This window comes from Paraburkholderia sacchari, from assembly GCF_000785435.2.
Lineage (GTDB): Bacteria > Pseudomonadota > Gammaproteobacteria > Burkholderiales > Burkholderiaceae > Paraburkholderia > Paraburkholderia sacchari.
In genome coordinates this window covers 173,177-196,973 of sequence record NZ_JTDB02000002.1, presented here as the reverse complement: position 1 = coordinate 196,973, position 23,797 = coordinate 173,177, and the positions used below count along the sequence as shown (strand labels likewise).

The 23,797-nt window shown below is 63.3% G+C and carries 15 protein-coding genes; 12 read left to right on the top strand and 3 right to left on the bottom strand.

Annotation, left to right across the window (positions count from 1 at the left end; all coding sequences use genetic code 11):
* Positions 1–2 precede the first annotated feature (2 nt).
* The 5 genes from NH14_RS07630 to NH14_RS07610 all read left to right on the top strand — a co-directional run bounded on the left by NH14_RS07630 (position 3) and on the right by NH14_RS07610 (position 5,176).
* Positions 3–542: a F0F1 ATP synthase subunit delta gene (locus tag NH14_RS07630; RefSeq protein WP_035523148.1), complete on the top strand. Its 540-nt coding sequence runs from the start codon at positions 3–5 to the stop codon at positions 540–542.
* Between the two features lie 66 nt (positions 543–608).
* Positions 609–2,150 (top strand): F0F1 ATP synthase subunit alpha, encoded by a 1,542-nt coding sequence (gene atpA, locus NH14_RS07625; RefSeq protein ID WP_035523145.1) that lies wholly within the window; start codon positions 609–611, stop codon positions 2,148–2,150.
* Between the two features lie 94 nt (positions 2,151–2,244).
* Complete coding sequence (atpG, locus tag NH14_RS07620; protein ID WP_035523142.1) at positions 2,245–3,126, top strand: F0F1 ATP synthase subunit gamma; 882 nt, start codon at positions 2,245–2,247, stop codon at positions 3,124–3,126.
* A gap of 100 nt (positions 3,127–3,226) precedes the next feature.
* Positions 3,227–4,621, top strand: coding sequence for a F0F1 ATP synthase subunit beta (gene atpD / locus NH14_RS07615; RefSeq protein ID WP_035523139.1), 1,395 nt, complete (start codon positions 3,227–3,229; stop codon positions 4,619–4,621).
* Positions 4,622–4,750: 129 nt separating this feature from the next.
* Entirely contained in the window at positions 4,751–5,176 is a 426-nt protein-coding gene (locus NH14_RS07610) for a F0F1 ATP synthase subunit epsilon (protein WP_035523136.1), read from the top strand.
* Between the two features lie 84 nt (positions 5,177–5,260).
* Here the strand turns inward: NH14_RS07610 and NH14_RS07605 are convergent, their stop codons facing one another.
* Positions 5,261–7,171 carry a hypothetical protein gene (locus NH14_RS07605; RefSeq protein ID WP_035523133.1) on the bottom strand — a complete coding sequence of 637 codons (1,911 nt, stop codon included), beginning with the start codon at positions 7,169–7,171 and terminating at the stop codon, positions 5,261–5,263.
* A gap of 443 nt (positions 7,172–7,614) precedes the next feature.
* Here NH14_RS07605 and NH14_RS07600 point away from each other — a divergent pair, with 443 nt between their 5' ends.
* On the top strand, positions 7,615–9,357 hold the full coding sequence (locus NH14_RS07600; protein WP_035523131.1) for an AMP-binding protein: 1,743 nt from the start codon (positions 7,615–7,617) through the stop codon (positions 9,355–9,357).
* Between the two features lie 885 nt (positions 9,358–10,242).
* Here NH14_RS07600 and NH14_RS07595 read toward each other — a convergent pair.
* Entirely contained in the window at positions 10,243–11,073 is an 831-nt protein-coding gene (locus tag NH14_RS07595) for a transporter substrate-binding domain-containing protein (protein WP_035523127.1), read from the bottom strand.
* A 259-nt stretch (positions 11,074–11,332) separates the two neighbouring features.
* On the opposite strand from NH14_RS07595, the gene hemE reads away from it, so the two are divergent.
* Both hemE and NH14_RS07585 read left to right on the top strand, forming a co-directional pair.
* Positions 11,333–12,424, top strand: coding sequence for a uroporphyrinogen decarboxylase (gene hemE / locus NH14_RS07590; protein ID WP_035523895.1), 1,092 nt, complete (start codon positions 11,333–11,335; stop codon positions 12,422–12,424).
* A gap of 435 nt (positions 12,425–12,859) precedes the next feature.
* A complete protein-coding gene (locus NH14_RS07585) occupies positions 12,860–15,154 on the top strand; it encodes a primosomal protein N' (protein WP_035523124.1) in 2,295 nt (764 codons plus the stop codon).
* Here NH14_RS07585 and NH14_RS07580 read toward each other — a convergent pair whose 3' ends face one another.
* Positions 15,155–15,322: a hypothetical protein gene (locus NH14_RS07580; RefSeq protein WP_162531582.1), complete on the bottom strand. Its 168-nt coding sequence runs from the start codon at positions 15,320–15,322 to the stop codon at positions 15,155–15,157.
* 287 nt (positions 15,323–15,609) lie between these two features.
* Here NH14_RS07580 and putA point away from each other — a divergent pair, with 287 nt between their 5' ends.
* From putA to NH14_RS07560, 4 genes are all read left to right on the top strand, one after another.
* Positions 15,610–19,548 (top strand): trifunctional transcriptional regulator/proline dehydrogenase/L-glutamate gamma-semialdehyde dehydrogenase, encoded by a 3,939-nt coding sequence (gene putA, locus NH14_RS07575; RefSeq protein WP_035523122.1) that lies wholly within the window; start codon positions 15,610–15,612, stop codon positions 19,546–19,548.
* A 96-nt stretch (positions 19,549–19,644) separates the two neighbouring features.
* Positions 19,645–20,793 (top strand): branched-chain amino acid ABC transporter substrate-binding protein, encoded by a 1,149-nt coding sequence (locus tag NH14_RS07570; protein WP_035523120.1) that lies wholly within the window; start codon positions 19,645–19,647, stop codon positions 20,791–20,793.
* A 372-nt stretch (positions 20,794–21,165) separates the two neighbouring features.
* Positions 21,166–22,638 (top strand): alpha/beta hydrolase, encoded by a 1,473-nt coding sequence (locus NH14_RS07565; protein ID WP_168727134.1) that lies wholly within the window; start codon positions 21,166–21,168, stop codon positions 22,636–22,638.
* Positions 22,635–23,717 (top strand): Tli4 family immunity protein, encoded by a 1,083-nt coding sequence (locus NH14_RS07560; protein ID WP_035532054.1) that lies wholly within the window; start codon positions 22,635–22,637, stop codon positions 23,715–23,717. The genes NH14_RS07565 and NH14_RS07560 overlap by 4 nt, the downstream gene beginning before the upstream one ends.
* The last annotated feature ends 80 nt before the right edge of the window (positions 23,718–23,797 follow it).

Genomic DNA, 23,797 nt, shown 5'->3' with positions numbered 1-23,797 from the left:
TCATGGCCGAACTTGCAACCATCGCCCGCCCGTACGCAGAAGCGCTGTTTGGCGTGGCCGAAGCTGGTGACACCGCCGCCTGGTCCACGCTCGTCACGGAGCTGGCTCAGGTTGCGGCCTTGCCCGAGGTGCTGTCGGTCGCGACTAGCCCGAAAGTGAGCCATGCCCAGGTCGTCGAGCTGCTGCTTGCGGCGGTGAAGTCCCCGCTCAAGGATACGGCCGAGGCCAAAAATCTCGTGCAGATGCTGGTCGCGAACCACCGCCTGGAGCTGCTGCCGGAAATTCACGCACAGTTCGAAGCGCTCAAGAACGCCAAGGCCGGTGCGGCCGACGCGCTGATCGTGAGCGCATACCCGCTCGAAGGCGCGCAGTTGACCGACCTCGTCGCGAGTCTCGAACGCAAGTTCAAATGCAAGCTGAAGCCGGCAGTCGAAGTCGACAAGTCGCTAATCGGCGGCGTGCGCGTCACGGTCGGCGACGAAGTCCTCGATACCTCGGTCCGCGCGCGGCTCGCCAGCATGCAGGTGGCTTTGACCGCTTGAGCGCCTCGATAAAAACATCGGGCGCAGCGGCTGGCACGCAACAGAATTGAACATCAGGAGCGAATAATGCAACTCAATCCCTCTGAGATCAGCGAGCTGATCAAGAGCCGGATCCAGGGCCTTGAAGCGAGCGCAGACGTTCGCAACCAGGGCACCGTGATCTCCGTGACCGACGGTATCGTGCGTATCCACGGCCTGTCGGACGTGATGCAGGGCGAAATGCTCGAATTCCCGGGCAACACCTTCGGCCTCGCGCTGAACCTCGAGCGCGACTCGGTCGGCGCCGTGATTCTGGGCGAGTACGAGCACATCTCGGAAGGCGACATCGTCAAGACGACGGGCCGCATTCTCGAAGTGCCGGTGGGCCCGGAACTGGTCGGCCGCGTGGTCGATCCGCTCGGCAACCCGATTGACGGCAAGGGCCCGGTCAACGCCAAGATGACCGACGCAATCGAAAAGATTGCTCCGGGCGTGATCTGGCGTGAAGGCGTGTCGCAGCCGATGCAAACGGGCCTCAAGTCGATCGACTCGATGGTGCCGATCGGCCGTGGCCAGCGCGAGCTGATCATTGGCGACCGTCAGTGCGGCAAGACCGCAGTGGCCGTCGACACGATCATCAACCAGAAGGGCAAGGACCTCATCTGTATCTACGTCGCGATCGGCCAGAAGGCTTCGTCGATCCAGAACGTGGTGCGCAAGCTCGAAGAAACGGGCGCGATCGAATACACGATCGTGGTCGCCGCTTCGGCTTCGGAATCGGCTGCGCTGCAGTACCTCGCGCCGTACGCCGGCTGCACGATGGGCGAATACTTCCGCGATCGCGGCCAGGACGCGCTGATCATTTACGACGACTTGACCAAGCAAGCTTGGGCATACCGTCAGATCTCGCTGCTGCTGCGCCGCCCGCCGGGCCGCGAAGCTTACCCGGGTGACGTGTTCTATCTGCACTCGCGTCTGCTCGAGCGCGCTGCGCGCGTCTCGGCCGACTACGTCGAGAAGTTCACGAACGGCGAAGTGAAGGGCAAGACGGGCTCGCTGACGGCACTGCCGATCATCGAAACGCAAGCTGGCGACGTGACCGCATTCGTTCCGACGAACGTGATCTCGATTACCGACGGCCAGATCTTCCTGGAAACCGACCTCTTCAACGCAGGCATCCGCCCGGCTATTAACGCCGGCGTGTCGGTCTCGCGTGTGGGTGGCGCGGCACAGACCAAGGTCGTGAAGAAGCTGTCGGGCGGTATCCGTACCGACCTCGCGCAGTACCGTGAACTCGCAGCGTTCGCCCAGTTCGCATCGGACCTCGACGAAGCAACCCGCAAGCAGCTCGAGCGCGGCCGCCGCGTGACGGAACTGCTCAAGCAGCCGCAGTATCAGCCGCTGCAAGTGTGGGAACTGGCTGTTTCGCTGTTCGCAGCGAACAATGGCTACCTCGACGACCTCGAAGTCAAGGACGTCCTGGCGTTCGAGAAGGGCCTGCGCGAATACCTGAAGTCGAAGCACGCCGACCTCGTCGCGCGCATCGAGGACAAGAAGGACCTGTCGAAGGACGACGAGACCGCGCTCCACGCGGCGCTCAAGGACTTCAAGAAGTCCGGCGCATACTGATCCGTCCGGGAATCAACCACGATAAACGGACATTGAAGCGGCGCGGGTTTGCGGCAGTCACAGCGCCCGCCCCGTTTCGATCAAGGAGCAAGCAATGGCTGGAATGAAGGAAATTCGCGGCAAGATCAAGAGCGTGCAAAACACGCGCAAGATCACCAAGGCGATGGAAATGGTCGCGGCGTCGAAGATGCGCCGTGCCCAGGAGCGCATGCGCGCCGCCCGCCCGTATGCCGACAAGGTCCGCGACATCGCTGCGCACATGAGCCGTGCGAACCCCGAGTATCGTCATCCGTTCATGACGGAAAACAACGATGCGAAGGTCGCCGGCGTGATTCTCGTCACGACCGACAAGGGTCTGTGCGGCGGGATGAACACCAACGTGCTGCGTGCGACGTTGCAGAAGTTCAAAGATCTGGAAGCATCGGGCACGTCGATCGAAGCAACGGCGATCGGCAGCAAGGGCCTCGGTTTCCTGAACCGTCTGCGCGCGAAGGTCGTCTCGAACGTCGTGCAACTCGGCGACACGCCGCACCTCGAAAAGCTGATTGGCGCGGTGAAGGTGCAGCTCGATCAGTACTCGGAAGGCAAGCTCTCCGCGGTGTACCTGGCGTACACGCGCTTCGTCAATACGATGAAGCAGGAGCCGGTCATCGAGCAACTGCTGCCGCTGTCGAACGAGCGCCTCGAAGGCAACGACGACGGCACGACGCCGAAGTCGCAGTGGGACTACATCTACGAGCCGGACGCGCAAACCGTCGTGGACGAACTGCTGGTGCGTTATGTCGAAGCCCTGGTCTATCAGGCCGTGGCGGAAAACATGGCGTCGGAGCAGTCGGCCCGTATGGTTGCGATGAAGGCAGCGTCGGACAACGCGAAGACGGTCATCAACGAACTGCAGCTCTCGTACAACAAGAGCCGCCAGGCCGCGATTACGAAGGAACTTTCGGAAATCGTCGGCGGCGCCGCAGCGGTCTGACCGGGCAAAGCCGAACGCGAACCGCGCCGCTGTGCTCGCTGTTGCAAATGCGCAGCTAGCGGCGGCCGAGTGAAGAATTCAGGTATCTAAAGGAAAATCGATGAGTACAACTGCTTTGGTAGAAGGCAAGATCGTACAGTGCATCGGCGCGGTGATCGACGTGGAGTTCCCGCGCGAGAGCATGCCGAAGATCTACGACGCGCTGATTCTCGAAGGGACGGAACTGACCCTCGAAGTGCAGCAGCAGCTGGGCGACGGCGTTGTCCGCACCATCTGTCTGGGTGCGTCGGACGGCCTGCGCCGCGGCACCGTGGTCAAGAACACGGGCGAGCCCATCAGCGTGCCGGTCGGCAAGCCGACGCTCGGCCGCATCATGGACGTGCTGGGCCGCCCGATCGACGAAGCGGGCCCGATCGTCAGCGAAACGAAGCGCGCGATCCACCAGAAGGCTCCGGCGTTCGACGAGCTGTCGCCGTCGGCTGAGCTGCTCGAAACCGGCATCAAGGTTATCGACCTGATCTGCCCGTTCGCAAAGGGCGGCAAGGTTGGTCTGTTCGGCGGTGCGGGTGTGGGCAAGACCGTCAACATGATGGAGCTCATCAACAACATCGCAAAGGAACACGGCGGCTTCTCCGTGTTCGCGGGCGTGGGCGAGCGTACCCGTGAGGGCAACGACTTCTACCACGAAATGAAGGACTCGAACGTTCTGGACAAGGTTGCGCTGGTTTACGGCCAGATGAACGAGCCGCCGGGCAACCGTCTGCGCGTTGCGCTGACCGGTCTGACGATGGCCGAGCACTTCCGTGACGAAGGCCTTGACGTGCTGTTCTTCGTCGACAACATCTACCGTTTCACGCTGGCCGGTACCGAAGTGTCGGCACTGCTCGGCCGTATGCCTTCGGCAGTGGGCTATCAGCCGACGCTGGCTGAAGAAATGGGCAAGCTGCAAGAGCGCATCACGTCCACGAAGAAGGGCTCGATTACCTCGGTTCAGGCCGTGTACGTCCCTGCGGACGACTTGACCGACCCGTCGCCGGCTACGACCTTCGGCCACCTGGACGCAACCGTCGTGCTGTCGCGTGACATCGCTTCGCTGGGTATCTACCCGGCAGTCGATCCGCTCGACTCGACCTCGCGCCAGATCGACCCGAACGTGATCGGCGAAGAGCACTACTCGATCACGCGTGGCGTGCAGCAGACGCTCCAGCGCTACAAGGAACTGCGCGACATTATCGCGATTCTGGGCATGGACGAACTGTCGCCGGAAGACAAGCTGTCGGTCGCCCGCGCACGCAAGATCCAGCGTTTCCTCTCGCAACCGTTCCACGTCGCGGAAGTCTTCACGGGCTCGCCGGGCAAGTACGTGCCGCTGAAGGAAACCATCCGCGGCTTCAAGATGATCGTTGGCGGCGAGTGCGATCACCTGCCGGAGCAGGCGTTCTACATGGTCGGCACGATCGACGAAGCCTTCGAAAAGGCCAAGAAGATCCAGTAAGGGTTAGTTGCTGACGGGCGATCAAGCACACGTTGCCTGGTCGCCGCCGCAACCGATTAACCCTAACTGTGCTTGGGATCGGAGTGAGCGCTCAAGCGCTAACTCCGATCGACACAGGAGTCGACAGATATGGCAGCAACCATCAAGGTAGACGTCGTTAGCGCCGAAGAGAGCATCTTCGCGGGCCAGGCGAAGTTCGTCGCGCTTCCGGGCGAGGCGGGCGAGTTGGGCATTCTGCCGGGCCACACGCCGCTCATCACGCGGATTCGTCCGGGTGCGGTGCGCATCGTGGGCGCGGAAGGCGATGAAGAGTTCGTGTTCGTCGCCGGCGGCATTCTCGAAGTGCAGCCGGGCGCAGTGACGGTGCTCGCCGACACCGCGATCCGCGGCAAGGATCTCGACGAGGCGAAGGCCGGCGAGGCGCGCAAGCGTGCCGAAGAGGCACTGCAGAACGCGGGTTCGAACCTCGAGTACGCAACGGCGCAGGCGGAACTCGCCTACGCAGTCGCGCAGCTTGCGGCGATCCAGCGCCTGCGCAAGATGAACCAGCATTGATTTCGACATGCCCGCCTCGCGTGGCGGGCTGTGGCCGGAAACTAAAGGGCTCCCGTTGGGAGCCCTTTTTTCATTGGCGTGCTGTCAACCGCGGCCACTGTCGTTGAGCACCTCCACGCGCATCACGCCCTGGCGCTCGGAGAAGTACTGCGTATTGGAGAACAGATAGTCGCCCACCTGCACGTGCCGGAGGATCAGGTCGCGGCCCGCCGGCGTGAGTTTCGGGTCGGCGAGCAGGGCGTCGAGATCGGCTTCGGTGATACGACGCTGGTTTTCGTCGTCGCGCCAGTCTTCGCCCGCGCGCAGTGCGCCCTGCAGCTTGAACTCCGACGTGAACCAGCGCGAGCCGTCCAGCCGGTAGACGCTCATGCTGATCGGCCAGATGCCTGCGTCGTACGTGTCCTGTGCCACGATTTCGTGGATGAACACGTTGTTGCCGGAGGTGAAGCCGTCGAGTCGCACCTTGCCGCCCGGACCCGTTACGCCAAGACGTACGATTGCGCGGTCGTTGGCGTTATCGGCGCGCGGCAGCACGCCCAGGTACGAACTCGTGGCAAGGAACAGAATGCCTTCCTTCTCCTTTTCGGCTGCGCCGCGGGTGAAGAGCTTGTTGATCTCGACGCTGAGCGACTTGTTGATGCCCACCACGTTGATCTCGGCCGTTTTTTCGCCGATCTCAAATGCGATGGCGCCGTCGGCGTCGTCGAACGGTCCGCGGCGCTCGCCGTCGAAGAGCGCGGTGAAGTCCCAGCCGGTGCGCTGGAAGAAGCGCAGTGAGACGCCGTCGCTGGCGCGCGCGATTACGAATTCGTAGAGCCAATATTTGCCGGGCGCGAGCTGCAGCTCGACGGTGTTCGCGCCCACGACCATCAGCACGCCGCCGATCAGCTTGCTCGCGTCGACGGCGCCTTGCGCATCGGCGAGATCGCTATAGTGCGTGCCTTCGGGCACTACGCCGAACGCGTACTGGATGGTGTCGGCGGGATCGGAATAGCCGTTGGCATCGGAGCCGGGCACGCCGGCCCAGATCTTCTTCGAGAGACGCAGCCTCGCCTTGCCGCCGTTGTCGTTGGTGACTTCGACGCGCATCACGCCCTGGCGCTGGTAGAAGTAGTTCTGGTTCGTGAACAACCAGTCGCCCACGTGCAGATGCGTGCGAATCAATTCGCGGCCCGCAGGGGTGAACTTCGGATCGGCCAGCAGGGCGTCGAGCTCGGCTTGCGTGAGTTGGTGTGCGTCGGGGAAGCCGGCCGAGAACCAGAAGCTGCCGTCGATGTTGTAGACGTCCATCTTCGCGGGGCGCACGCCTGCGTCGTAGAGCGCCTTCGGCACGACCTCGTGGATGAACACGTTGTTGCCCGAAGTGAAGCCGTCGAGATGCAGCTCGCCGTTCGTGTCGGTGAGGCCGAGCCGCACGATGGCCGTGCTGTTCCAGTTCAGCGAGTCCTGCGTGAGGCCCAGATACGAGCTCGTGCCGAAGAAGAGAATGCCTTCCTTGCGGCCCGGTCCCGCGCTCGCCGCGAAGCGCTTGTCGATCTTCACGCACACGGCTTTGTTGATGGCGACAACGGCGATGTCCGTCACGCTCGCGCCCACTTCGAACAGGACTGCCCCGTCGAGGTCGTCGACGGGGCCGCGGCGCTCGCCGTCGATGACCGCCGTAAAGTCCCAGCCGCCGCGCTGCGTGAACCGGATCGAGACGCCGTCGCTATCGCGTCCGATCACGAATTCGTACAGCCAGTATTTGCCGGGCGCCAGTTGCAGTTCGACCGTGTTTGCGCCCACGACCATCAACACGCCGCCGATCAGCTTGGTCGTGTCGACGGAGCGGTCCGGATTGGCGAAGCTGCTGTAGTGCGTGCCTTCGGGCACTACGCCGAACGCGTACTGGATGGTGTCGGCGGGATCGGAATAGCCGTTGGCATCGGAGCCGGGTGCACCGGCCCAAATTTTCTTGCTCAGACGCATTTGGCTGGACGTGTCGCTGGCGTTCATCGCTACTCCTTTGGGGTTGAATTTCTGGGTGCCTTATTAATTTGGACTGCAAAATATTCAATGAAAACGCGAACATCGTTGGATGTTTGCAAAGCAAATCTCATTTCATTACGAATTGAAAGAAAAGTCCATCGGGCGTGAGAGGAGCGCGATACGGAAGCACAGCGCAGTGTCAAAAAACTGCAAGGTTTCAGATCGGGCGAGGGGAGCGGCAGTCGGAGGCGGCGCCGTATGGAAGCCAACCAGACTTCGGCGAAAACTACTTGACGTTTACGGAAAGGTAATGCGAAATCATGGCTTCGCTGCCGTCAGAGGTGGGCCGCGGACACGCCGCAACTCATGCGTTGCGGGTATTACTTGATGCTGCTGGCCGCGTGCGCAGTGGCACAATGATTTTCAAATCTATTTCAATCGGGAGCGAGACTCCCGGGGAGACAGCCATCATGGCCATCGACGCCGCAGGGACGCGCGAAGCGCTCATCGCGCCGAAAGACGGACTTTCCTACGTGCGTGGGAGGACTGACATACCGCTCTCCAATGCGACCATCGGCGCCTTTCTTGGCGAGACCGCGCAGCGTTTTCCCGAGCGCCCGGCCGTGGTGTTCCGCGAACAGGGCATCCGCTGGACCTGGCGCGAGTTCGCCGAGGAAGTGGACGTGGTGGCGGCCGGCTTGCTGGAGCTTGGCATCACGGCGGGGGATCGGGTTGGCATCTGGTCGCCCAATCGCTTCGAGTGGCTGCTTACGCAGTTCGCCACGGCGCGCATCGGCGCTGTGCTCGTCAACATCAATCCCGCCTATCGCCTTGCCGAACTCGAGTACGCGCTGAACAAGGTGAGCTGCAAAGCCATCATTGCGGCGGAAAGCTTCAAGACGTCGAAGTACCTCGAAATGCTGCAAACGCTCGCGCCCGAACTCGCGAGCGCAACGCCGGGCGACCTGCATGCGGCGAAGTTGCCCGAACTGCGTGCGGTAATCCGCATGTGCGATGGGGAAACCCCCGGCATGCTGAACTTCGGCGATCTGATCGAGCAAGGGCGGGAGCGGCTCGAGGTCAACGGCCGTGCTGAAATTGACGCGATCGGCGCGACGCTCAACGCCGACGACGCCATCAACATTCAGTTCACGAGCGGCACCACGGGCAATCCGAAGGGCGCCACGCTCACGCATAGCAACGTGCTCAATAACGGGCGTTTCATCGCCATGGCGATGCGGCTCACCGAAGAAGATTCGCTATGCATTCCGGTGCCGCTTTATCACTGCTTCGGCATGGTGCTTGCGGTGCTCGCGTGTGTGTCGGTGGGCGCGGCGATGGTGTTTCCGGGCGAGGCGTTCGACCCGCGCGCCACACTCGAAGCGGTGTCGGAGGAGCGCTGCACCGCACTGCACGGCGTGCCCACCATGTTCATCGCGGAGCTCGATCATCCGGACTTCGCGAGCTTCGACCTCACGCGCTTGCGCACCGGCATCATGGCGGGCTCGCCGTGTCCGATCGAAACAATGAAGCGCGTGGTCTCGAAGATGCACCTCGCCGAGATCACGATCGCGTACGGCATGACGGAGACGAGCCCCGTATCGTTCCAGAGCGCGACGACCGACCCGTTCGACAAACGCACGACCACGGTGGGACGCATTCAGCCGCACCTGGAGGTGAAGATCGTCGATGCGCTCGGCAACATTGTGCCCGTGGGCGAGACGGGCGAGCTTTGCACCAAGGGCTACTCGGTGATGCGCGGCTACTGGGGCGACGAAGCGAAGACGGCCGAAGCGATCGTCGATGGCTGGATGCACACGGGCGACCTCGCGACGATCGACGCCGAAGGCTACTGCAATATAGTTGGACGCTTGAAGGACATGCTGATTCGCGGCGGAGAGAACATCTATCCGCGCGAGATCGAGGAGTTCTTGTTCCGCCATCCCAAGGTGCAGTCGGTGCAGGTGTTCGGCGTGCCCGATGCGAAGTACGGCGAAGAGGTGTGCGCGTGGATTGTGCTGCGCCCCGGCGAGACTGCCACGCCCGAGGAGATCCAGGCGTTTTGCCAGGGGCAAATAGCGCACTACAAGATCCCGAAGTACATCCGCTTCGTCGACGAGATGCCGATGACGGTGACGGGCAAGGTGCAGAAGTTCATGATGCGCTCGCGCATGATCGACGAACTGAAAATTAGCGAGCAAAAGACCGCTTGAGGCCGGTATTTCGCGGCGCGGCTTCGCGGAATGCAGCCGCCGCCGCGAAGCTGGCAATTGAGTAAACGGCTGAGCAAACGGTGGCACAAACGGTGTGAATTGCCTGACGTTTCGCATGCCGAACGAATCGACCGGCGTATCGGCGCGGTCGCGAATTAGCCGTTCGGCTAACACGGCGGGCAATCGAATAAGGAATGCAGGCGAATGAAGTTTGCGCCCGCGATTATTCTCGCGATCGCAACAAATCGACGATAAAAGCGAGTGAGAAGTGGAATAGACGAAAAAAAAGCGGGCCTGGAGCCCGCTAAAAACCACACGCTACGGGGTTAGCGCGAGGAGACCAAAGGAGGAGCCGGGTCTTGGAACGCAAAACGCCGGTTACGGCTCCAACAAGGATGCCCCTGACAGGGCTTCGGCATGACGCCGACAGGCAGGTGTATCGTGTCCGCTCACACTTGCACCGCGCCGCATCCGTGTTGAAACCGTTGAAGGCATTGTGGGCGAATTAATGAACCTTCGCGGTAACAAAGTGTTTCAGGTTGTAACGCCCGTCAGATAAGGCTCTGTGGGATTTTTTGCCGTCCTGATCGTTTTGTGAGAGTCATTTTTACCTGCGTTTTTGGGGCTGTCAGACGTTTCGCAAGCGTAAATTAGATGGGTTATTCCAAATGCATGAAGAATGCCGCGCTGTATGGGCATTAGCGGAAATCGGCTGCGTAAAAATGCGATCCGCATATGCAAATCGAGTCAGTATTTCCGATTGAATCCGTGCGTGAGATGCAAGGATTGCTCATATGGTATTGCAACGAGTGGTTGCAACTACCCATATGATTTGGCCAATGCCGCGCCGGGGCGCATCCCTGCGCGGCTTATTGCATCGTCACCTTACTTGAGCCATTTGTCGGAGATTGCCTGATACTCGCCGCTCGCGCGCGCAAGGTGCAGCCACTGATCGACATATTGCTGGAACACCACGTCGCCGCGCGGCACCATCCATGCCTTCTCGCCGTACTGGAAGGGCTTGTCCGGATGCAGCGAGCACAGCCCCGGGTTGAGCTTCTGCTGCAAGATCGTTTCGGATGCGTCGGTGACCATCACGTCCGCCTTGCCCGCGAGGATCTGCTTGAAGATCGTTACGTTGTCCGGATAGACGGTGAGATTCGCGTGCGGGAAGAACTGCTTCGCAAAGCGTTCATTCGTGCCGCCGGGATTCACGATCACGCGCGTGGAGGGCTGGTCGATCTGCGTGACCGTTTGATATTTGCTGACGTCGTCGCAGCGCACGATGGGCGTCTTGCCGTCGACCTGGTATGCCTCGGTGAAGAACGCGCGCTTTTGCCGTTCGAGCGTGGTCGACACGCCACCCACGGCGACGTCGCATTTCGCGAGGAAATCGCTCATCAGGTTGGACCATGTCGTCTTCACGAACTCGGCCTTTACGCCCAGCGACTTCGCGAGCGACTCGGCCATGTCGATGTCGATGCCTTCGAACGTGCCGTCCTGCCTGTAGAACGAATACGGCTTGTAGTCGCCCGTCGTGCACGCGCGCAGCGTGCCGCGCGAGAGCACGTCGTCGAGCCGCGAGGACGTATTGGCGCCCGGCGTAGCGACGCCCGGCGTGCCCGCGCTCTGCGCAAGTGCGTCCGGCGCTCCGGCGAGGCCGGCTACCAGCGCGGCAATGGCGGAGCAAGCGGCGGCGATCTTCTTTCTGTTCATGCGGAGTGTCTCCTCGCTTATGGCGGTTTCGATGTAATGGACCGGAAAGGCATCCGATAATAGCCCGCCCGTATTCATGCGTTAAGCGTCGGCTGACTTGGTTGGTACCGGGTCGGTATATCAGGTACGGACCCGGTGGACGCATGCACGGCATGCGCTCCCGTGCGCCTTATCCCGGCCATCAGCGTCATGTCGCGGCGGCGGCTCCGGTAGAATGGCCGTCTGCTTTCGAATCTTGCGCGACCAGCGCTTCCCGCCCGTGGCACACACTCTTCTGAACGACACATTCCTGCGCGCCTTGCTGCGTCAGCCGACCGAATACACGCCAATCTGGCTGATGCGCCAGGCGGGCCGCTATCTGCCGGAGTACAACGCCACGCGCAGCCGCGCAGGCAGCTTTCTCGGTCTCGCCAAGAACCCCGATTACGCGACCGAGGTGACGCTGCAGCCGCTCGATCGCTATCCGCTCGACGCCGCCATTCTGTTCTCGGACATCCTCACGATTCCCGATGCAATGGGTCTCGGCCTCTCGTTCCAGGTCGGCGAAGGTCCGAAGTTCGCGCATCCGGTGCGCAGCGAAGAGGACGTCGCGAAGCTCGCGGTGCCCGATATCGGCGAAACGCTCGGCTATGTGACCGACGCCGTGCGCGAGATTCGCCGCGCGCTCACCGACGCGCAAGGTCGCCAGCGCGTGCCGCTCATCGGCTTCTCGGGCAGTCCGTGGACGCTGGCCTGCTATATGGTCGAAGGCGGCGGCTCGGACGATTTCCGCACCGTGAAGTCGATGCTCTACGCACGCCCCGATCTGATGGAGCGCATTCTCGAAGTCAATGCGCAAGCCGTGGCCGCGTATCTCAATGCGCAGATCGAAGCAGGCGCGCAAGCCGTGATGATTTTCGACACCTGGGGCGGCGCGCTAGCGGACGGCATCTATCAGCGCTTCTCGCTTGCATACATCAAGCGCGTGGTGGCGCAGCTAAAACGCGAGCACGACGGCGAGCGCGTGCCGGTCATCACCTTCACGAAGGGTGGCGGCCTGTGGCTCGACGAGATCGCCGAAACGGGCGTCGACGCGGTCGGCCTCGACTGGACCGTCAACCTTGGCCGTGCGCGCGAGCGCGTGGGCGATCGCGTGGCGCTCCAGGGCAACCTCGATCCCGCGGTGCTGTTTGCGTCGCCGGCGGCGATTCGCGAGCAGGCGCGTGCGGTGCTCGACAGCTTCGGCGCCCACCCGGGCCATGTGTTCAACCTCGGACACGGCATTTCGCAGTTCACGCCGCCGGAGAGTGTCGCCGAACTCGTGGATGAAGTGCATGGCCATAGCCGCGCCATGCGCACTGCCGCGGTCTGAATTTTGTTGCATCGCAGCGAGCTGGGCTCGGAGCACCAGGGTCCAGCTTGATTCGCGACCGGCGCGAGAGGCCCTCCCGATGCCGTTGCGCTGCTGTCAAGACTTGACTTATACACACTTACCTCGCTGCGGCGCGCAAGAGGGAAAAATTGCCGCACAGCGACAGCAAGGCTTGTGAACAATCAATCAGGACCTTGACAGGTAAGGCTTTCGGCGCTCCACGGCCATTTGTGCGGTGTCCCAGATAATGAGCCCTTCGGCTTCCACGCGGAGCGGGACGGCCAAGTTCTTAACAAAGTTATCCACAGGGCCGGCGACGGGAGCACGATTGTTCTGCGGAATCCAAAACTTAGCGCAGAAAGTGAAGTTCTACTTTAACTTCGGACGTCAGTGCGCCAGCGCACGGTGTTTGCACCGCCCATGTTGGGGCGGAGCATGACGCCGTGCTTCGTGCGCGTGGCGCTCGACCACCCGCTGCCCGCCCTCTACGACTACCGCTATCCGCCCGATGCTCCGGCGCCGCAGCCCGGCATGCTGGTGCGCGTGCCATTCGGCCGCCGCGACGCGGTGGGGCTGATCTGCGAAGTGAGCGCTCACAGTGACGTGCCCGCGAACAAGCTGCGCGATGTGAGCGCCGTGTGCGTGGATTTGCCGCCGCTTTCGACGCAGTGGCTGGCGCTGGTGGGTTTTGCCGCGGACTACTATCAGCGCGGGCTGGGTGAGGTCGCGTTGCCGGCGCTGCCACAGGCGCTGCGCGACCCCGCGCGCTGGCCACGCTTGCTCGCGCCCGAAGAGCGTTACCGGCTGCTGCCGGCCGGACGCCAGGCGCTGCCCGATGCGTTGCCCGCGCGCGCCCAGGCATTGCGGCGGCTCGCGCAGGCTCTGGTGGACGCGAGCGAACTCGATCTCGCCGAAGCCCGTGCGCTGCATCCGAAAGCGGCCGTCACGCTCGAATCCTGGCGCGAGGCAGGCTGGGTCGAATATGAATGCGTGGCGTTTGGTGGCGCGGGGCGCTCCCAGGCCGCCGATGGCGACGAAAGCCGCGCCGATCGCGCCAGAATCCCCTGCAATGCCGTTGCGGCTGCGGCCTTGCCAGTGCTGAGCGACGAACAGGCGGTCGCCGTAGAGACGATCCTCGATGCAGGCGGTTTTGCGCCGTTCCTGCTGCACGGCGTAACCGGCAGCGGCAAGACCGAGGTTTATCTGCGCGCGCTGTCTGGCCTGCTCGAACGCGAGCCGGATGCCCAGGCGCTCGTTCTCGTCCCCGAAATCAACCTCACGCCCCAGTTCGAGGCGGCATTTCGCACGCGCTTCGCGGGCGTGCTGCCCGACGACGCCATCGTCACGCTCCACAGCGGCCTCGCGGAAGGCGAGCGCGCACGTAATTGGCTCGCCGCGCACACCGGGCGCGCCCGCATCGTGCTGGGCACGCGCCTCGCCGTGCTGGCCTCGCTGCCGCGTCTTGCCATGCTGGTGGTGGACGAGGAGCACGACCCCGCCTACAAGCAGCAGGAAGGGTTGCGCTATTCGGCGCGCGATCTGGCGGTCTGGCGCGCGAAGCAGTTGGGCGTGCCCGTCGTGCTGGGCTCGGCCACGCCGTCGCTCGAAAGCTGGTGGCAGGCCGAGCAGGGCCGCTACACGCGCCTCACGCTGTCACGCCGGGCCATCGCCGATGCGGTGCTGCCGGCCGTCAAGCTGATCGATCTCGAAGAAGAGCGCCGGCGCGGCCGCGCCTCGTTCGAGGGACTCTCCGGCCCGTTGGTCGCGGCGATGAAGGCGCGTCTCGAGCGCGGCGAGCAGAGTCTCGTCTTTCTGAACCGGCGCGGCTATGCCCCCGTGCTGTCGTGCGATGCTTGCGGCTGGGTGGCGGGCTGCCCGCGCTGCAGTGCCTACGTGGTGCTGCACAAGCCCGAGCGGGCGCTGCGCTGCCACCATTGCGGCTGGGAGTCGCGCATTCCGCATTCGTGTCCCGACTGCGGCAATGTCGATATCGCGCCGATGGGGCGCGGCACGCAGCGCATCGAGGAGGCGCTGGCGAGCGCGGTGCCGGGCGCGCGGGTGTTGCGCATCGATGCCGATAGCACGCGCCGCAAGGGCAGCGCGCAGGCGTTGTTCTCCGACGTGCACGCCGGCGACGTCGACATCCTCGTGGGTACGCAGATGATCGCGAAGGGGCACGACTTCCAGCGCGTCTCGCTGGTGGGCGTGCTCAATGCCGATAACGCGCTGTTCTCCCACGATTTCCGGGCGAGCGAGCGGCTATTCGCGCAGTTGATGCAGGTGAGCGGCCGCGCCGGCCGCGCAGGATTGCCCGGCGAGGTGATCGTGCAGACGCGCTACCCGCGTCACGCGATCTATCACGCGCTGGCGCGCCACGACTACGTGGGTTTCGCGAATTCACAGATCGCCGAGCGCCGCGACGCGCATCTGCCGCCGTTCGTCTACCAGGCATTGCTGCGCGCCGAAGGCCGTACCCTGGAAGCGGCGCTGGCGTTTCTCGCCGAAGCGGCGCAGGCGCTCGCGACGATCCCGGCTGCGGAGCGCGTGACCGCTTACGACGCGGTGCCGCTCACGATCGTGAAGGTCATGAATGTGCATCGCGCGCAACTGCTCGTGGAGAGCCAGTCGCGCGGCGCGCTGCAGGCGGCGCTGCGAGCGTGGCAACCCGCGCTGCGCGCCTTGCGGGGCGTGCTGCGCTGGAACCTGGAAGTCGATCCGCTGGATATCTGATCAGCGCCGCGCCGCGTGGTTCGCCTGGGCGCGCCGCGCTCGCTCGTCCTGGCCGTTTGGTGACACGCGCACCTTGCGCGTGGCGGGCGCCGTCGCGCCACGAATGAACAATACGGCGCACAACGCGCACACGAACCAGACACCCGCCACCACCAGCCACTTTTCCATTTTTCCACCTTCGCGCCGGATTCAATGATCGGCCCCTTGATGGTTTGTATAACGGCACGGCGGCGGAATCGATTAGGGTTCGCCTGATTGTTGTTCGCCAGGGAAAATACCGAGTGCAACGCGCGGGCCAATACTGGCCGGCGCTGGCCGCAAACCTAGGCCCCATAAGGCTTCGCGAACGGTGCAACCAAACTCGCCTGAGGGTTGCACCTTTTTATTTGAAGGCGTACGATTCGGCCACTTTTTGGTCTTTCGCCGGTGCGGGTCGGCCGGCATGCGAAGGAAACATGGCTAGCACCACCCTTGGCGTCAAGGTCGACGACCTGCTCCGCTCGCGGCTCAAAGATGCCGCCACGCGCCTCGAGCGCACCCCGCACTGGCTCATCAAGCAAGCGATCTTTGCTTACCTCGAGAAGATCGAGCACGGCCAGTTGCCTCCCGAACTGAGCGGCCAGGTGAGCGCCGCCGATCTCGTTGACGGCGCAGGCGACAGCGACGAAGAAGCCGCGTCACACCCGTTCCTCGATTTCGCCCAGAACATCCAGCCGCAGTCGGTGCTGCGCGCGGCCATCACGGCCGCGTACCGCCGCCCCGAGCCGGAGTGCGTGCCGTTCCTGATCGGCGAGGCGCGCCTGCCCGCGAACCTCACGGGCGACGTGACGAAGCTCGCGACCAGGCTCGTCGAGGCGTTGCGCGCGAAGGGCACCGGCGGCGGCGTCGAAGGCCTGATCCACGAATTTTCGCTGTCGAGCCAGGAAGGCGTCGCTCTGATGTGCCTCGCCGAAGCGCTGCTGCGCATTCCCGACCGCGCCACGCGCGATGCGCTGATTCGCGACAAGATCAGCAAGGGCGACTGGAAATCGCACGTCGGCCACGCGCCGTCGCTGTTCGTGAACGCCGCCACCTGGGGCCTCATGATCACCGGCAAGCTGGTCACGACCAACAGCGAGACGGGCCTGTCTTCGGCGCTCACGCGCATGATCGGCAAGGGCGGCGAGCCGCTGATCCGCAAGGGCGTGGACATGGCCATGCGCCTGATGGGCGAGCAGTTCGTGACGGGCGAGAACATCTCCGAGGCGCTCGCCAACAGCCGCAAATTCGAAGCGCGCGGCTTCCGCTACTCGTACGACATGCTCGGCGAAGCGGCCACCACCGAAGCCGACGCACAGCGCTACTACGCCTCCTACGAGCAGGCGATCCACGCGATCGGCAAGGCCGCCGGCGGGCGCGGCATCTACGAAGGCCCAGGCATCTCGATCAAGCTCTCCGCGCTGCATCCGCGCTATTCGCGCGCGCAGCAGGAACGCACGATGAGCGAGCTGCTGCCGCGCGTGCGTGCGCTTGCCGTGCTGGCGCGCCGCTACGACATCGGCCTCAATATCGACGCCGAGGAAGCCGACCGCCTCGAACTCTCGCTCGACCTGCTCGAGGCGCTGTGCTTCGACCCGGAACTCGCGGGCTGGAACGGCATCGGCTTCGTGGTGCAGGCTTACCAGAAGCGCTGCCCGTTTGTGATCGACTACATCGTCGATCTCGCGCGCCGCAGCCGTCACCGCATCATGGTGCGCCTCGTGAAGGGCGCGTACTGGGACACCGAAATCAAACGCGCCCAGGTGGACGGCCTCGAAGGCTATCCGGTCTACACGCGCAAGATCTACACCGACGTTTCGTACATCGCCTGCGCGAAGAAGCTGCTGAACGCGCCCGACGCGGTGTATCCGCAGTTCGCCACGCACAACGCCTACACGCTCTCGGCGATCTATCACCTCGCGGGCAATAACTACTATCCCGGCCAGTACGAATTCCAGTGCCTGCACGGCATGGGCGAGCCGCTGTACGAGGAAGTGACGGGCCCGGTCTCGCAGGGCAAGCTCAACCGTCCGTGCCGCGTCTACGCGCCGGTCGGCACGCACGAAACGCTGCTTGCGTACCTCGTGCGCCGCCTGCTGGAGAACGGCGCGAACACCTCGTTCGTGAACCGCATCGCCGACGAAACCGTGCCGGTGAGCGAGCTGGTCGCGAACCCCATCGACGAGGCCGCGAAGGTCGTGCCGACGGGCGCGCCGCACGCGAAGATTCCGCTGCCGCGCAATCTCTACGGCAGCGAGCGCCAGAATTCGATGGGCTTCGACCTCTCGAACGAGCATCGCCTCGCCTCGCTGTCTTCGGCGCTGCTCGCGAGCGCGCATCATCCGTGGCGCGCCGCGCCGATGCTCGCCGACGCCGATATTGCCGATGGCGCCGCGCGTGACGTGCGCAATCCCGCCGATCATCGCGATCTCGTGGGAACCGTTGTGGAAGCAACGAGCGAGCACGTGAGCGCCGCGCTTGCGCACGCGGTCTCGACCGCGCCGATCTGGCAGGCCACGCCCGTGGAAGCGCGCGCCGACTGCCTCGCGCGTGCCGCCGACTTGCTCGAAGCGCAGATGCACACGCTGATGGGCCTGATCGTGCGCGAGGCGGGCAAATCGCTGCCGAACGCCGTGGCGGAAATCCGCGAAGCCATCGACTTCCTGCGCTATTACTCCACGCAGATCCGCGAAGAGTTCTCGAACGACACGCATCGTCCGCTCGGTCCGGTGGTGTGCATCAGCCCGTGGAACTTCCCGCTTGCGATCTTCATGGGCCAGGTGGCCGCGGCGCTTGCCGCAGGCAATACGGTGCTCGCGAAGCCCGCTGAACAGACGCCGCTGATCGCCGCCCAGGCGGTGCGCATTCTGCGCGAAGCGGGCGTGCCGGCAGGTGCGGTGCAACTGCTGCCGGGCGACGGCGAAACGGTTGGCGCTGCTCTGGTGGCCGATGCGCGCACCCGCGCCGTGATGTTCACGGGCTCGACCGAAGTCGCGCGCCTCATCAACAAGACGCTTTCGCAGCGCCTCGATTCGGATGGCCGGCCGATTCCGCTGATCGCCGAAACGGGCGGGCAGAACGCGATGATCGTCGATTCGTCGGCGCTGGCCGAGCAGGTCGTCGCCGACGTGCTGCAAAGCGCGTTCGATTCGGCGGGCCAGCGCTGCTCCGCGCTGCGCGTGCTGTGCCTCCAGGAAGACGTGGCCGAGCGCACGCTCGAAATGCTCACGGGCGCGATGCAGGAACTCGCGGTGGGCAACCCCGATCGTCTGTCGGTCGACGTGGGCCCGGTGATCGACATCGAAGCGAAGCGCGGCATCGACGCGCACATCGGCGCGATGCGCGAAAAGAGCCGCAAGGTCACGCAGATGCCGATGGCGGAGAGCTGCGCGCAAGGCACCTTCGTGCCGCCGACGCTGATCGAAATCGACAGCCTCGAAGAACTCAAGCGCGAAGTGTTCGGGCCGGTGCTGCACGTGATCCGCTATCGCCGCAGCCAGCTGGACAAGCTGCTCGAGCAGATCCGCGCGACGGGCTACGGGCTCACGCTCGGCATCCATACGCGCATCGACGAAACCATCGCGCATGTGATCGGCCGCGCGCATGTGGGCAACATCTACGTGAACCGCAACGTGATTGGCGCGGTGGTGGGCGTGCAGCCGTTCGGCGGCGAAGGGCTCTCGGGTACGGGGCCGAAAGCCGGTGGCGCGCTGTATCTCTCGCGTCTCCTGGCCAAGCGTCCGGCCGGGCTGCCGCAGTCGCTCGCGAAGGCGCTCGTGGTGGATGCGCCGCAGACGGAAAACGGCGCGCCGCAATCGACTCACGCTACGCTCACGACGCTGCGCGACTGGCTCATCGCCGAGCGCGAACCGGCGCTCGCGGCACGCTGCGACAGCTATCTGCAATACGTGCTGGCGGGCGCAACGGCGGTACTGCCGGGGCCGACCGGCGAGCGCAACACTTACACGCTTTCGGCGCGCGGCACGGTGCTGTGCGTGGCGTCCACGCCGACGGGCGCGCGCGCTCAGCTTGCCGTCGTGCTGGCCACGGGCAACCGGGCGCTGTTCCAGGGCGCGGCGGGCGAGGCGCTTGTGAACGCACTGCCGGCCGAGCTGAAGGCGCACGTCGCGGTGAAGAAGAGCGCCGACGCCGAATTTGACGCCGTGCTTTTCGAGGGCGATAGCGACGAGCTGCTCGGCGTCGTGAAGGAAGTGGCCAAGCGCGGCGGACCGATCGTCTCGGTGCAGGGCGTGGCCGCGCATGCGCTCGCCAATGGCGACGAAGACTACGCACTCGAACGCCTGCTCACGGAACGTTCGGTGAGCGTGAACACCGCCGCGGCCGGCGGCAATGCGAACCTGATGACGATTGGCTAGACTTCACGGTCGCAAGAATCGTCCCCCAGGGACAAGGAAGCGGCAAGGCGAGACCCGAAGCCGCTCATCCGATACACCAGGTACCAAGGAGAAAACATGCAACACACCATGAAGCAGCTCGCAGGCGCAACGCTGGTTGCCGCACTGTCGCTGGCGGGGACGGCTAACGCGCAGCAGGCGCAGGATGTCAAGATCGGTTTTGCCGGCCCGATGACGGGCTCGCAGGCGCACTACGGCAAGGATTTCCAGAACGGCATCACGCTCGCGGTCGAAGACATGAACGCGACCAAGCCGGTGATCGGCGGCAAGCCGGTGCACTTCGTGCTGGAATCGGCCGACGACCAGGCCGACCCGCGCACGGGCACGACGGTCGCGCAAAAGCTCGTCGACGACGGCATCAAGGGCATGCTCGGCCACTTCAACTCGGGCACGACGATTCCCGCCTCGCGCATCTACGCGAACGCCGGCATCCCCGAGATCGCGATGGCGACGGCGCCGGAGTACACGCAGCAAGGCTTCAAGACCACGTTCCGCATGATGACCTCGGACACCCAGCAGGGTTCGGTGGCGGGCACGTTCGCGGTGAAGAGCCTCGGCATGAAGAAGATTGCCGTGGTTGACGACCGCACGGCCTACGGCCAGGGTCTCGCCGACCAGTTCGCGAAGGCCGCGAAGGAAGCGGGCGGCACGATCATCGACCGCGAGTACACGAACGACAAGGCCGTGGACTTCAAGTCGATCTTGACCAAGCTGAAGGCGCAGAAGCCGGATCTGATCTACTACGGCGGCGCCGATTCGCAAGCCGCGCCGATGGTCAAGCAGATGAAGTCGCTGGGCATCACGGCGCCGCTGATGGGCGGCGAGATGGTGCATACGCCGACCTTCCTGAAGATCGCGGGTGATGCGGCGAACGGCACGGTGGCGTCGCTCGCGGGCCTGCCGCTGGAAGAAATGCCGGGCGGCAAGGACTACGTCGCTAAGTACAAGAAGCGCTTTGGCGAAGACGTCCAGACCTACTCGCCGTACGCCTACGACGGCGCAATGGCGATGTTCGCCGCCATGAAGGCCGCGAACTCGACGGATCCGGCCAAGTACCTGCCGTTCCTCGCGAAGACCAATATGCCGTCCGTGACGTCGAAGGAACTCGCGTACGACACCAAGGGCGACCTGAAGAACGGCGGCATCACGCTGTACAAGGTTGTCGACGGCAAGTGGACGACGCTGCAGAGCGTGGGCGGCAAGTAAGCAGTTCGCTCGCGGTCGATCCGCAAGTTGATGTGAAAAGCCCCGCAGGTTTGATGCCTGCGGGGCTTTTGTTTTGTTATTCCTGGAGGTGGATACGCTCAAATTGCATGAGTTTCTCTTGATTTTTCTCATTGCCCCTGACAAGTGTTTCCCATATCAAGGTCGGTGGGTTGAAGCTGGCTAGTACCACGGCCTAGTCTGCTGCCCAACCTCTACGGGTTGTTTCTTTAAACACACGTTCCGTGCAAATGGGAGAAACCTGCATTGGCTACACAGCAAGAACGCATCATCCGGCCAACGACCGCCGACGATGGATCAGTTCATTATTTGTCCATCACGTCAGCGCCAGACAATAGTACGGCAGTCTGCTACATGGTCCCGAGTCGTATCATCCCCGTTGTCTTTGTGCCTGGTGTGATGGGGACCAATCTGGAAACCACTGATTCAGTGCCCAAACCGGTTTGGCTGCTTAACAGCAATTCGACTGTCAAATCATGGATGATGAGAAGCCCGGATGAGCGCAAGCTTCTTCTGGATCCAGGCAAGACCCAAGTCCATGGCGGTGGCAAGATTGCCGCCGGTACAGCACAGACCGAAGACGAGCTGCGTCGGCGCGGCTGGGGCGAAGTCGCGTACATGAGCTACGGCGAGTGGCTGGTGTGGCTTGAAAACGCGCTGAATGATGCGCATGCGGGCACGGACTATGGCCGCAAGGGCTTGCGGGAGAGCCTTTGCCATATCATCACGCCGGGTCTGGAAAAGCTGGCGCGCGACGAGGTTGCGCTCTCATACAAGTATCAGTTTCCCGTGCACGCAGTGGGCTACAACTGGCTGCAATCGAACGCCGTGTCGGCGGAGCGTCTGGCGAGCCGGATCGATGAAATCACGGCGTGGTACCGCAAACAGTTCAACTACCACTGCGACAGGGTAATCCTGGTCACCCACTCGATGGGCGGACTGGTGGCCCGCTACTACTCGGAAGTGATGGGGCTGCGCGACAAGGTGCTGGGCGTCGTGCACGGGGTGATGCCCGCCACGGGGGCAGCGGCCGCCTACAGGCGGATGAAAGCCGGCACGGAAGGCGCGGGTATCGTGGGGGTTCTGTCAGCGCTTGTGCTGGGGGCAGACGCGGCCAGCATGACCGCGGTGGTCGGCAATGCGCCGGGTCCGCTGCAACTGTTGCCGAGCCGCGACTACGGCATGGGATGGCTCAGGATCAGGGACGGGGAACGGGTTGTCGAGTTGCCGGCATCGGACCCATACAGCGAAATCTATACGGTGCGCGGCACCTGGTGGGGGCTGTGCGATGATCAGTTGCTTAATCCGCTCGATACGACAAAGAAGACTGTCGAGCAGGATTGGAAGGCGTTCGCGGACTTGATACTAGACGACGTGCAGCCATTCCACGACGACATTAGCGGCAAGTATCACGCCAACACCTATGCTTTTTACGGCGATGACGAGAAGCACAAGGCATACGGCAACGTCACGTGGACGCAGCAAACGCCACCACTGCTGCGCGGTGGTGTTCCGCCGATGGCCGACTTGCTGGGAATACGCGGCAGCGATGACCCCGCGAGCGGCGGTCAACTGGTCAAGACGACGCTCGATGGAAAAGCCTCGTTCGCCAGGTTTGTCCTGCGGGATGCCGATGAGCACGGCGATGGTACGGTGCCGGTGCGTTCGGGCCGCGCGCCTGCCCATCGGGCGCAAGCCTGTGTAGCCTTCGCTGGTATCGAGCACGAAGGGGCCTACAAGCTGGACGCTACCCGACGCTTCACGCTTCACGCCATTACCCGCATCGCGCAGAGCGTGAAGGGCACGGCGCTGGAATACAAGGCATGAGAAAACCGCGTGCAACGCTCGCTGTTGCCTGCCTGATATTGACCATTGCTGCGTGCGATCACAAGCCGGCGCCGCTGAGCCAACAGGAAAAGCAAATCGTGACTGAACTGACTGCAAACTTGAAGACGCGGTGTGTGGGCCGTTACCTGGTCGATATGCCGGAGGACGCAACGGAGTACGGCTACGCCAAGATCGCGGGTGTCGATATCGAAGCGAAGGCGATGACGGAAGACGCCTGGCGGGAGGAGGTCGCGCAACGCGAGGCAGCGCTGAAAGCAACCAGGAGCCGGGATGCATATCCGTTCCTGTATGAGGCTGGCAATGCGCGGGGGCAACATACCTACTACTTTATCCATCGCGGCACTATCTATGAAGCCCCAAACAGACGATATATCGAGGGCTACAAGTGGGATCGGGGTTATCGCCTCCTGTTGAAGGTAAAAACCTACGACTACACCAATCCCGACCGGAGTAGTGATCCCATCGTCAAGCAGTTCGACGTGAAGAACGAGGTTCCCGAGAAAACAGCGGTGGTGTTCAACCTGCTGGAAAATCTGCGTGGACGCTCCCCGGACGACATTCCAGCCGAGCCAGGCGTGTGCTTCGCAGGCGGATTTCTTCCCGGGAAGGCAACGGATGATCAGTACGTTCGGGGAGGATTTACGTTGGCAAATAATCGCGACGTCTCTTTCACCGTATCAGTCAATTCAGCACCCCGAGGAAACACGACGCTCTTGCAGCACGCAGTCAATCCCCAAACGTTGGACGCCCTCAATGCAATGGATGCCAAAGTCATCCGTAAAGGAGCGGTGGAAATATCCGGCCTGAGGGGCGGAGAATGGCTCTTCGAAGGACTAAAACCAGGAGAGGGTCGCGGCGACACATTCATGCTCGCCGTCAACGAGACCACGAGCGGGCCTTCCTCACCGTATTTGTCTTTGGATATGGAGACCGGTGGGCAGCTAGAAATAGATGGGCGGTTCGTAAAACTCGAGAAAGGATCACTCTCCACCGGCGAGGCCGTTGGGCTGTGGGATGCTGTATCGAAGACAGTGCGATTCAGGCCAGGCGCACTGTGAGGCGAGCTTAATGACGATACGTATGGTTCTTCACGCCAATCCGCGAAGAACCATACATCCAGAAACTCACGGCAAAAGGT